Origin of the sequence: Luteitalea sp., from assembly GCA_009377605.1 — a bacterium.
GTDB lineage: Bacteria > Acidobacteriota > Vicinamibacteria > Vicinamibacterales > Vicinamibacteraceae > WHTT01.
The window spans coordinates 77,779-88,862 of the sequence record WHTT01000015.1; the positions used below are offsets into that span (position 1 = coordinate 77,779).

7 protein-coding genes (1 of these 7 running past the window's edge) are annotated in these 11,084 nt (G+C 63.3%); 3 read left to right on the top strand and 4 right to left on the bottom strand.

All coding sequences use genetic code 11. The annotated features are described in order from the left end of the window. The first annotated feature begins 346 nt into the window (after nt 1-346). The 3 genes from GEV06_07370 to GEV06_07380 all read left to right on the top strand — a co-directional run bounded on the left by GEV06_07370 (nt 347) and on the right by GEV06_07380 (nt 3,895). Nucleotides 347-1,255 carry a hypothetical protein gene (locus GEV06_07370; protein ID MPZ17714.1) on the top strand — a complete coding sequence of 303 codons (909 nt, stop codon included), beginning with the start codon at nt 347-349 and terminating at the stop codon, nt 1,253-1,255. A gap of 142 nt (nt 1,256-1,397) precedes the next feature. Next, nucleotides 1,398-2,483: an oligogalacturonate lyase gene (locus GEV06_07375; protein ID MPZ17715.1), complete on the top strand. Its 1,086-nt coding sequence runs from the start codon at nt 1,398-1,400 to the stop codon at nt 2,481-2,483. 167 nt (nt 2,484-2,650) lie between these two features. Next, on the top strand, nt 2,651-3,895 hold the full coding sequence (locus tag GEV06_07380; GenBank protein MPZ17716.1) for a DEAD/DEAH box helicase: 1,245 nt from the start codon (nt 2,651-2,653) through the stop codon (nt 3,893-3,895). Here the strand turns inward: GEV06_07380 and GEV06_07385 are convergent. From GEV06_07385 to GEV06_07400, 4 genes are all read right to left on the bottom strand, one after another. After that, complete coding sequence (locus GEV06_07385; protein MPZ17717.1) at nt 3,764-5,224, bottom strand: hypothetical protein; 1,461 nt, start codon at nt 5,222-5,224, stop codon at nt 3,764-3,766. The genes GEV06_07380 and GEV06_07385 overlap by 132 nt on opposite strands. A gap of 180 nt (nt 5,225-5,404) precedes the next feature. Further along, entirely contained in the window at nt 5,405-6,292 is an 888-nt protein-coding gene (locus tag GEV06_07390) for a family 16 glycosylhydrolase (protein MPZ17718.1), read from the bottom strand. A 19-nt stretch (nt 6,293-6,311) separates the two neighbouring features. Continuing rightward, nucleotides 6,312-7,658 (bottom strand): alpha-L-fucosidase, encoded by a 1,347-nt coding sequence (locus GEV06_07395; protein MPZ17719.1) that lies wholly within the window; start codon nt 7,656-7,658, stop codon nt 6,312-6,314. Nucleotides 7,659-7,718: 60 nt separating this feature from the next. Further along, a protein-coding gene (locus tag GEV06_07400) for a hypothetical protein (GenBank protein MPZ17720.1) crosses the window boundary here: on the bottom strand, nt 7,719-11,084 show its 3' portion. It continues 120 nt past the right edge of the window; 3,366 of the gene's 3,486 nt are visible here — the last part of the coding sequence; its start codon lies beyond the right edge, outside the window; its stop codon occupies nt 7,719-7,721.

Sequence of the window (11,084 nt, forward strand, 5' to 3'; positions counted from 1 at the left end):
TTCCCCGGACAGTTCCAGCGGTTTGTCCAGACGCTCGACGGCCACGTCTGGGCGATAGATGTGGACGCACTCGGTGAGCCTCCATTGATCTCTCTTGACCCTGCCGTTTTCCTCTGCACAACGCCGGAAAGTAGCTAGAAGCGATTGACGGTGTGCTGGTTATCGTGAGCAGCACTATGACTGAGTGGTGTGCTCTGCGAAATATCGCTGTATCGACTGATTGTCGGTGTATCCGGGGGACCGCTGGTGTTCAATCGTTGGAGAACGAACAAGCTCGAGCCCTCACAACGCCACGGCCCGTCGACGAGCCCGAGGGTTCCTCTCGAATCAGCTCGATCCGAGATTCTTGGCGCTGGGCAACCTGCTCACCGAGCCGGCGACGCCAGAGAACATCTCGACCGCGCGGGCGATCGTGCCGGACATCGGCCTGCCTTACGAAGGGTTCTCTGGCACCATCGCACAGATGCTCCGGCCCTTCCCACAGTACAGCAGTGTGACCGACGTGTACGGCAACGTCGCGCGCTCCAACTATCACTCGCTGCAGATCACGGTCGACCAGCGGCAGTTCCATGGGCTCACTCTGAGCTTCAACTACACGCTCAGTCGAACGGAGGACGATCTGAGCGTGCGCAGCGGCTACAACCGCGAGCCCGACTGGGCCGTGGGGACCAACGATCAGCCGCACGTCCTGAACGCCATCGTTGTCTACGATCTCCCGTTTGGTGGGGAAGGGCAGCCGGGCAGCGCGAATCCACTCGTGCGGGCAATCGCGAGCGGATGGCAGATCTCGGGCATTACGCAGTTTCGATCCGGCCGTCCGCTCGGGCCGATTGAGGCGGCGTGCAACCTGCCGAGCGCGGGCACGTGCTACGCTGATTTCAATCCGGACTTCTCGGGCTCGGTGCGCATCAACGGTGACTACGGTGACGGCGATGTCCTTGGCGTGAATCCGCCGTCGTACATCAACCGCGACGCGTTCGTCTCACCGGCGTCCTTCACGTATGGCAACACATCACGGACGCTCGCGCACGATCTGAGAAACCCCAGCTTCTACAATCAGGACCTCAGCGTGCGCCGTGATTTCCGGATCGGTGGAGGGGTGAAGCTCATGATCGGCGCGGAGGTCTTCAATGTGTTCAACACCGTGGTGTTTGGCGACATTCAGACGAACATCACCAACGAGAGCTTTGGCCAGGTCGGCCGGCAGGTCAACACACCGCGCGTGGTACAAGTCAAGGCGCGGATTCAGTTTTAGTGACGAGTGACGAGTGGGGTGTACCCACTGGATCGTCTGACGACATGAAACGGGGCGCCCTCAATCCTGCGTCGTCAGCCGGAGCGCCGCGAAGCTGCGGCTCGTCACTCGCCACTCGTCACTGAAACTAATGGGGAGAACCATGCATCAACGGATCTTTGTCATCCTGTTGTTGGCCTTGCCCAGCGTGTTGCTGCAGGCCAGCGACGAGCCGCCCACATCTTGGATCGATCCAGATACGGGCCACCGCGTGGTACGGCTCACGAGCGAGCCCGGGAGTGCGAGCCTCTACTTCAACCAGAATGGCTACACCGCCGATGGCAGCCGTCTCGTCTATACGACGCCCGACGGCATCTCGGTGCTCGATCTGACGACCCGTGAGGCGCGGCAGGTGGTCAAAGGACGAGCACGAATGGTCGACGCTGGCCGGAAGACGCCGCGAATTTACTACACGCGTGACGAGGCGGTGTACTCGACAAACGTGGATACCGGCGAAACGCGCAAGATTGCCACGCTGCCCCCACGGGGATCGATCGACACCGTCAACGCCGACGAGACGCTGTTGGCCGGCACGTATATCGAGGGCGACGGGAAGGACTACAACAACCGGCGCCCCACGCCGAGCCGCCGCGGCCGGCAGGCCGCCGCTCAGCAGGGGCATTCGCTCGACCAGCCGCGCAACAAAGGACAGATGATGGAGGAGCGCTGGGCTGCGCGCCTCCCAATGGGTCTCTTCACGGTCGATATCGAGACCGGCGAGGTCAAGACCATCCACCGGAGCAATGATTGGCTCAATCATCTGCTGTTCTCTCCGACGGATCCCACGCTACTGATGTTTTGCCACGAGGGCCCCTGGCACAAGGTGGATCGCATCTGGACGATCCGCACGGACGATACCGACGTCACCAAGATCCATACGCGCACGATGGCCATGGAGATCTTCGGACACGAGTTCTGGGGCGCCGATGGCAAGACCATCTGGTACGACCTCCAGACACCGCGCGGTGAGGACTTCTGGCTGGCGTCATACAACGTCGACACCAAGCTCGAGGAACTGAGCCCGCTCGTCAAACACGAGTTCCTCGACGGACAGGTGTGGGCGATGGCCGGCGGAAGTCCCGATCATGCCGCGATTGCCGGTAACGTGCTCCGCGCAGCACTTTTGCAGTCGTTGTCCTGCTCGCTGCCCCTCGACGACGTGTACCGCAACCCGCCGGCGTCCAGGTAAACAGGGAAAAACGTAAAAAACGGGGACAGCCCCCGTTTTCCGACCCTGCTGGACGGGACGAGCTCGTCGTGACATAATGCCGTGAGATCGCCCGGCTCCGATCTCGTGTTGATTCCCGCCTTTCTGCTGAATCCACACCGCTTTCCTTGGGCCGCAGTTGATTTCGCTTGACCTTACAGACCAATCCTCTTCCTCGCGGCCGACGGCGCCGCACCGTTCGTTCTTCGTCATCCGCTCCTCGCTCGCGGCGGGCACGTCCCGAGGCGCCGGCGCTCACATTGGTGCCCGAAGCGGCCCCGCCCGAGCCGCCGCTGGCCTTCGACTCCCTTGGCCTCGACCCGGCGGTGCAGCTCGGCATTGCCGATCGGGGGTTCTCGCACACGACGCCGGTTCAGACCGCCGTCCTGCCACTGATTCGTGAAGGGCGCGATCTCGTGGCCTGTGCCGAGACCGGGACCGGGAAGACGGCAGCGTTCGTCCTGCCTATCCTGGACCGCCTGCTACAGCAGTCGCTCTCTGGTCACGCGGGCGCGACGAAAGTACTGGTTCTCACACCCACGCGTGAGCTGGCTGTCCAAGTGGACGATGACGTGCAAGGCTTCGGCTACCATGCCGGCATCAGCAGCATGGCCGTGTACGGAGGCGTTCCCATGGATCCTCAGGTGCGTGCGCTCGCCGCCGGCGTGCCGGTGGTCGTGGCAACACCCGGCCGGTTGATCGACCACATGCGCTCGGGCGGCACGTCGTTTGACGGTCTCGAGGTGCTCGTGCTCGACGAGGCCGACCGGATGCTCGACATGGGCTTCTGGCCCGATGTCCGGCGCATCGTCGGTGCCCTGCCGCGGGAACGTCAGACGCTCCTCTTCTCAGCGACCATGCCGGACGAGGTGATGCAGTTTGCCAACGCGATCATGCGTGAGCCGGCGTTCGTGCAGGTGGGTCAGCGCAATGCCGCGGCCCGCACGATCACACACGCGGTCGAGCACGTGCCGAGGGGCCAGAAGACCGACTGGCTGGTTCGCTTCCTGCGGGACGAGACCGGTCCAATCCTCGTGTTCGTGCGCACCAGGCGCGGCGCAGAGCAATTGGCACGCGCCCTGGCCGGCCGGCGCATCCGCACGGCTGCCTTGCATGCCGATCGCACACAGCGAGAGCGGATGGCCGCCGTGGAGGGCTTTCGCTCGGGACAGTATCGAGTGCTCGTTGCCACCGATATCGCGGCGCGCGGGTTGGACATCGATGGCATTACGCACGTGATCAACTACGACGTGCCGCATTCTTCAAACGCGTACGTGCACCGAGTAGGCCGCACCGGCCGCGCCCTCAGCACCGGCACCGCGCTGACGCTCGTGTCGCCCGGTGACGAGCGCGCGCTCCAAGCGGTCGCCGATCACATCCCCCTCGCCGGCTGACAAAGTATTACTAGCCACCCGATACCGAAACAGTGTGGCGCCGGAGCGGTCCTTGAACGCAATCTCCAGGTGCGTGGCATGGACGGCAAGGCGCGTGTATCCGTAGCCGGAATGGTAGAACAACGTACCGTTCCCCCGCGTGACCGGATCGAGCTTGGCAGCGACACCGCTCACCACCTGCAGTATTGACCGACTGCCCCCGGGCGCGTCGAGCTCGATGAGCTGCGAGTTGTGATCATGACCGGAGAGCACCACCGCCGCGTGGTGCCGCTCGAGGCGCTCCAGCAGGGCTTTGCGGTAGGCACGGTTCGCGGACGAGTGAGAGTCTTGGTTCGAGGCGATGGCCCAGCGCACGGTCGTGGCCAGCGTCCCGAGCGGCGGGATCGCCAGCACGACTTCCCACGGGCTGCGGAACTGACGCCAGCCTGGTCCTAGGAGAAAGCGCGCCGGCATCGTCACATGATGCGCCCCGTACGACTCGACCGGGTGGTGCGTCGCGACCAGGCGCCAGCGAGCCGATGCGGCTCGCGCGAGCTCGCGATCGAGCGCCTCCAGATAGCGTGCCGCGAGGTCGTCTCTGCCGGCTGCGAAAAGATCAATCAATAGCTGGCTGTCGATAGCGACGATGGCGAGCGACGCAGGCGTGTGCGGGATACGGCGCGGCCGCATGAACTCTGACAGCCGCTCCGGCGCTTCATACAGGCGCTCGTAGAGCTTGGCCGCATCGCCCGCTTCCTTCGGCCGCTCGCCTGGCAGCATCGTCCAGTGCGACACGCCGCCGATTCCCAGATCATCCAGATAGTACCAACGTGTGATGTCGCCCTCGTCTCGATCGCGTGGAAGTGCCCGATCTCCGTAATCGTGATTGCCTGGAACCAGGACGAGCGGTGCCGGGCGCCCGCCGAACCGGCATCTCGCGAGGAGGTCGGCGATGCGACCCAGCCGTCTGATGGGCGCCGTGTCGCCGGTCCCAGGCCGAGGCAGCCCGACCTCGTACAGGTTGTCTCCCAAGCCGAGGAGCAGCGGCGACTCCTTGACGTGGCCGCCGGCATGGTCGGCGGCCAGCTCCTTGGCCATGGCGGCAGTCACGTCGGCAAGGCCCGGCGTCGGCGCACCCATGTCGCCAAAGGCGTAGACGACCCCCTCGGTGGCTGACGTGGGCTCCGCCTGCGCCGGCGTGCGCTGGCTCGGCGCGATGTAGAGCGGCGCGCAGGCGACGAGTGTGCTGAGGAGCGTCGCAAGCAGCGTGCGTCTTGCCCGCACCGAAAAGGTTCCCGCCCTCACCGAAAACGTACCCGGTTCCTTTTTCTCACGCGAAGTCATCAACACGATAACACTCGTGGTATAGGCGGCGTGTCAAGTCTTCTCCTGCTGACAGGGCTACCAAGACAACGATTGGTGATATAGAAAATCGATATCGCGCGCGGGATTGAGGGGACGACTGCACGCCGCGCGACCAGAATCGATGCGATGGAGGCGCTCAGATACGAGTAGCTCGACGCTTGGCTTTCACCGTGCGCCCACTCCAGCGCGTGTCTGGTAGACGCGCACGTAGTCCACTTCGTAGCGCGCGGGGAACTGGGTCATTGACGGATCACCCCCTTGGGTTCCTCCGACGGCGAGATTCAGGATGATGTAGTGCGGCTGTCGAAGCGGGTTCTTTCCAGACCCATCCTCATTGGACGTTTCTGCGAGCGGAATCGCGTTCAGCAGGACGTCGTCCACGTACAGGCGGATCTCGTCTTCAGTCCAATCCATGCGCCAGACGTGGAATCTGTCGGCCCAGGCGGAATCCCCGAGCTCAGTGATCGGTTTCCTCGTGTCGTCCCACTTAGGACGTCTCGCATTGTCGGCCCATGCGACGTTGGCCAGCAGCATGCCGCGGTAGTACTCCATGATGTCGATCTCTCCGTTGGCAGGCCATCGACCCTCCACGCCGAGTGTCCAAAACGCAGGCCACAATCCGGGGCGGGTGTCGATCTTCGCCCGCATCTCGAATCGACCATATTGCCAACTATGGAGTCCGCGCGATGTCAGCGACGCGGACGTGTGCTCGGCGTACTGCTGCTGGCTCGCCCAGTCGGTACCGTTCGGTTCGTATTCAGGGTTCGCTCGGCGTTCGCGTCGCGCCTCGATAATGAGTAATCCGTCCTCGCACCACGCGTTGTCTGGCTGGTACCACTGCAGCTCCTGGTTACGCACGAACCCCGTTTCATACGTCCAGTTCCGTGGGTCCGGCTTGCCATCAGGCTCGAACTCATCCGACCAGACGAGCTCATATGCGGCGGACGCCGGATCATCCTGACCGGCCCGAACGCTCTCCCTGTGCTCGGCCACGAGAGCAACGCTCGCGCATACGAGCAGTGGAATGGAGACGATGGCGCTGCGCAGGTGCATCACGTGAGGTGCTGTCATATCAACTGGGTCGTTCGTCGTAACTCAAGACGATAATGCTGTTGACCGGATCCGGGGGCTCCGGGGGAACATGGATCATCAGGCTTCGGCGGGACACGTCCACCTTCAAGTCGGCCTGGGCCGGGTCTGCCAGCAAGTACGCCTTCTTCAGACGATGCCTGAAATCGAAGTAGAAGACTCTCTGATCCTGCGGCCAGTCGACAACGTGCAGGTACTCTTTCCCTGGTCTTCGTGTCACCATCTTGACGCTCTGCTCCCAACGCATGTTGGGACCGGGCGTCGTGTCGTAAATGGCCTCACCGTTCACCTTCAGCCACTGACCGACTTCCCTGAGCGTGCGCACCTCCTCGTCGCGTATCAAGCCTTCTTCCGTGGGACCGACGTTCAACAGGTAATTGCCGCCCTTGCCAGCGATATCGGAGAGATTGAAAATGATGGTCTTGCCATCCTTGAACTCGTCGTTCCTGCTGTAGCCCCAACTGCGACCGATTGTCATGCAGACTTCGAATGCCGTTTCACCACCGCCCTCGGGAATCTGCTGCTCCGGCGTTCCGTAATCCGCGCCGATGCCCGCAAGCCGGTTGTTAATGGCACAGGTCGGCTGCAGCTCGTGGACCATGTCGACGATCTCCTGAGCGCGCCGGCGTTCTAGCTCACTCTCGAATGCATCGCCATACCAGTCGAAGAAGAGCGTGCCAATCGGCCCGTAGCCTGTCATCAGCTCCCGCAACTGGCCCTGCATGTAATCGAGATACTTCATGAAGTCGGCCTTCGGATTGGGAAAGCCGTGAAAGCCGTCTGGATGCTTCTTCTCTCTGCGCGTGTAGAGTGTGGGATATTCCGGGTGATGCCAGTCCTTGACGGAATAGTAGACACCCAATGTCACGCCTTGACGACGACATTCCTCGGCGAGCTCCTTTAAGGGATCGCGGCCGAACGGTGCCGCCTTGACAATGGTGTAGTCCGTCAATTTCGAGTCCCACATACAGAAGCCATCGTGGTGTTTGGTGGTCAACACCATGTACTTCTGACCTGCCTCCTTGGCGAGCGCTACCCACTCGCGCGCATTGAACTTCGTGGGATTGAACCGGGCGGCATACTTCTCGTACTCCGGACCCGATATGCCGCGGTGGAACTGCACCCATTCCCCTCGCGCGGGGATGGCGTACAGGCCCCAATGGATGAACATGCCGAACTTGGCCTCTCGGAACCAGCCAAGACGATTGGCTTCGCCGTGGTCTGCCTGCCCGCGGCTCGCTCCTCGTGCCGTAGTGGTTGGCACTACTGGCTGGGCCGCGGTGACGACTCCCGCTGCCGCAAGTGATTTCCAGAACGATCGACGTTGCATGTCCTCTCTCCATGGAGCGCGGGACGCCAACCCCGCCCATTCGCCTGGCGACGCGTGCTCTCAGAAGTTCACGCGCGCCATCAGTTGCAGCGATCGGGGCCCGTACGCCGGCTCGTTGATGAGGCCGAAGTCGGGGCTGGTGAAGTTGGTGTTCGGGTTGCCGCGCCCGGCGCGGTTGAACAGGTTGAAGGCGTCCAGGCGTACGTCGATGCTGACGCCGGCTGCGAGCGCGAACCGCTTCTGCAGACCGAAGTCCTCGGAGGCTCGCCCTGGACCGCGAACATCTTCCAACAGGCGCGGACTGTTGCCGAGCCGAAGCGGCACGCCTCCCGCGGTCACAGGTGGCATTACGAAGGCGTCTGGATTGAGGTAGCGCGTGCCGTTCTCGAAGTCGACGCCACCCTCGTCCACGACGACATCGACGCCTGGTACCACGTCCGGCCGGATACCGCCACCGAACATTGTCGTGTCCGTATTGATGCTGCTGGTGATGCCGAGAGGCGATCCGGACCGGTAGTTGTGCACGCCCGTGATCGTCCAGCCTCCCAGCAGGGTGTTGAGCAGACCGCCGCGGTCCATGAACCGTCGCCCCTCGCCGAACGGCAGGTCGTAGACCCAGGTCAGCTTGAGGAAGTGCGGAACGTTGAACGACGCTACGGAGTACTCGGCGTCGATGTCGTACACGTTCACCGCGCCGGCACTGAGCTGCGAGTCGGTGTTGGTCATGGCCTTCGACCACGTATACGCCGCGAGGAAGCTGAAGCCCTCGCTCAGCCGCTTGGTCACGGTCGCTTGTAGCGAGTCGTATCGGGAACGGCCGCCCTTCGCGAGGAACGTCCCAACACCGGTGTACTGCGGAAACGGGCGCAGCGCCTGAGCCACGGTGCCGGTGAAGCTTGGGTACGGCGTCGGCACCTGGTCTGAGAGCGGCTCTCGCAGCGTGTCACCCATCGCCAGGACCTCGGGACGGTTCTGGTTGAGACGCCCTGCACTATCGAACCAGAGGTTCTCGCCCTTGTTCCCGACGTAGGCGAGCTCGAGCACGCTCCGCCACGGGAGCTCGTACTGGAATCCGATATTCCAGTTGTGCGTGCGCGACTGCTCCGTCGAATCGGATGGAGTGAACTGGATCCCTTGCCCGTTGCGGAGCGCCGAGTCCTTGTTCGGCAGCGTCGCTTCGAACGCCGGATAACCCGCATCCCAATAGAGAACCGGATCCTGTGGGACGCCAGACGAGGCCGTGCCGGACACCAAGCCCTGACCCGCGTTGAAGCCGTCGATGCTCGGGGTTTCGAAGTTCAACACCGGTGCGCCGAACGTGAGACCGTATCCGCCACGGAGGATCAGCTTGTCGGTGAGGCCGTAGGCCACGCCGACACGCGGCCCGATCTGCTGGTAGTAGGTCTCCTGGAACGAGCGCCTGCCCAGATCTTCGAGGAACACGAGCGCGCCGGGCACGCCATCAGCACCCGGATTGGGCAGCGTCGGATCGAGCCCGGACAACCGATTGTGCGCCTCCGTGATGGCCGTCGGGATCTCCCATCGCAACCCGAGATTGACGGTGAGCCTGGGTGTCGGCTTCCAGTCGTCCTGCACGAACGACGCAACGTACCACTGGCGGAACCCGGGTGAGGTCGTGATGACGTTGCGACTGGCGTTATCAACGGCGCCGAGCAGGAAGCTCCCAAACGAGAATCCGGTCTGGAGGTCGAAGCCTGGCAGCGCGGTCTGCGCAGGACCGAACGCAAAGGTGCCGGACGTGTTGTTCTGCGACCGGTTGTTGAGCCGGTACCGGCGCACCTCGCCGCCGACTTGAATCGTGTGGCGTCCTTTCAGCCACGTGAACGTGTCGGAAACGATGTAGCTTTCATTGACAGTGAAGTCGTTGAGGGACACGCCGAGGCGTGCCAGGTCGCCGCCCTGCACGGCCTCGCCCGTAAAACTGATCTGCGGGAAGTGCGACTCGGTGACGCCGCCCAAGCCGATCTGGTCCGCCCATCCCTGGTCGGCTACGACCGACCGGTTGGGATTCTCGAAGCGGTTGTAGCCGACCACCACGTGGTTGAACTTGTCGCTGCCGATGGTCCAGTCTTCGCTGAGGCGCACGATGTAGCCGCCGACCTCTTGCAGTTGCCACGTTGACGAGGCGGAGCCGGGCGCCGGCAAATAGCTGAACGAGGAGTTGAACCGTGGCCGCCGGTTCCAGTTGAAGAAGCCGCTCAGCTTGTGCCGCTGGGTGAGCACGTGCGTCAGCTTCGTGCCGACGTTGTTGACGTCGAGCTTGGGCTGGCCACCGAGACCAGGATAGTTGTCGAGGAACCGTGGAAGGTCGGGATCCGGATGGGGGAGCTCGTCAACAGCGAAGCGGCTGACGGTGCTCCACTGATCGCGTGGAATACGGTTGCCCGGAAACGAATCGCGCACCGCCGTTCCGTCTGCCAGCTGGCGCGTCGTCCGTGGATCGTAGAGCTGGCCGAAGATGACGGGCCGGCCGAGCGCGTCCACACCGACCTGGGTACCCGACCGCGGGTCGCCCGTGAAGCGCGGATCGAGGAGCGCCGAGAAGTCGCCCGCCCCCATCGCCTCCGTGGGCATTGTCCGAAAGCCGCTCGTGGAGGCTGTTGTTCGCCGCGTGTGCTCGGAGAATGCGAAGAAGAAGGTCTTGTTGTGGCCGTCGTAGAGCTTTGGCAAGACGACGGGACCGCCGAGCGTCCAGCCACTGTTCTTCATGTTGAGCGCCGGCTTCTCACGCCCCAAGAAGTTGTCGAGCGCGTGGGTCGCGGTGAGGCTGCGGTCCTGATAATAGAAGTACGCACCGCCTTCGAGCCGGTTCGTGCCCGACTTCAGCGCGAAGTTGGCCACCGCGGTCTGCGTGCCACCGTACTGCGCGCCGATGGTGCCGGTTTGCACGCTGAACTCGCTGATCGCATCAGCCGTCGGTGTGAACTCATTGTTCGACCCACCGGTCAGATCCCACCGACCGAGTGAGATGCCTTCGAGCACGATCTCGTGCGAGTACTGTTGGCCGCCGTTGATCGATCCCTGGAACGATCCGCCGACCGAGCCGGGAAGATTGCGGAAGATGAAGTCCTGCGGGAGGCGCAGGCCATCACCGCTCACAGGGACCGTCCACTTCTTGAACTCATCGGGCGAGACGCTGCGTCGGATCTCGGCGCTGCCGCGGTCGAGCAGGGCGCCGGCGGTGACCGTCACTGATTCCGCGAGCTCGCCCACCTCCAACGCGAAGTCCACCGTTGCCGTCTGCGCCACGCTGATGACGACGTTCTCGACCACACTGGCCCTGAAGCCCTCGAGCTCAGCGCGCACGTGATACGTCCCAGGCGTCAGCGCGGAAATGCGATAGACACCGGCATCGCTCGTGACGCCCACGTTCTCGACGTTGGTTGCCACGTTGGTCGCGGTGAC

What these genes read in the sequence shown, in the direction of transcription:
- GEV06_07375 (MPZ17715.1), top strand. Translation starts at nt 1,398, where the DNA reads ATGCATCAACGGATCTTTGTCATCCTGTTGTTGGCCTTGCCCAGCGTG.
- GEV06_07390 (MPZ17718.1), bottom strand. Translation starts at nt 6,292, where the DNA reads ATGCACCTGCGCAGCGCCATCGTCTCCATTCCACTGCTCGTATGCGCG.
- GEV06_07395 (MPZ17719.1), bottom strand. Translation starts at nt 7,658, where the DNA reads ATGCAACGTCGATCGTTCTGGAAATCACTTGCGGCAGCGGGAGTCGTC.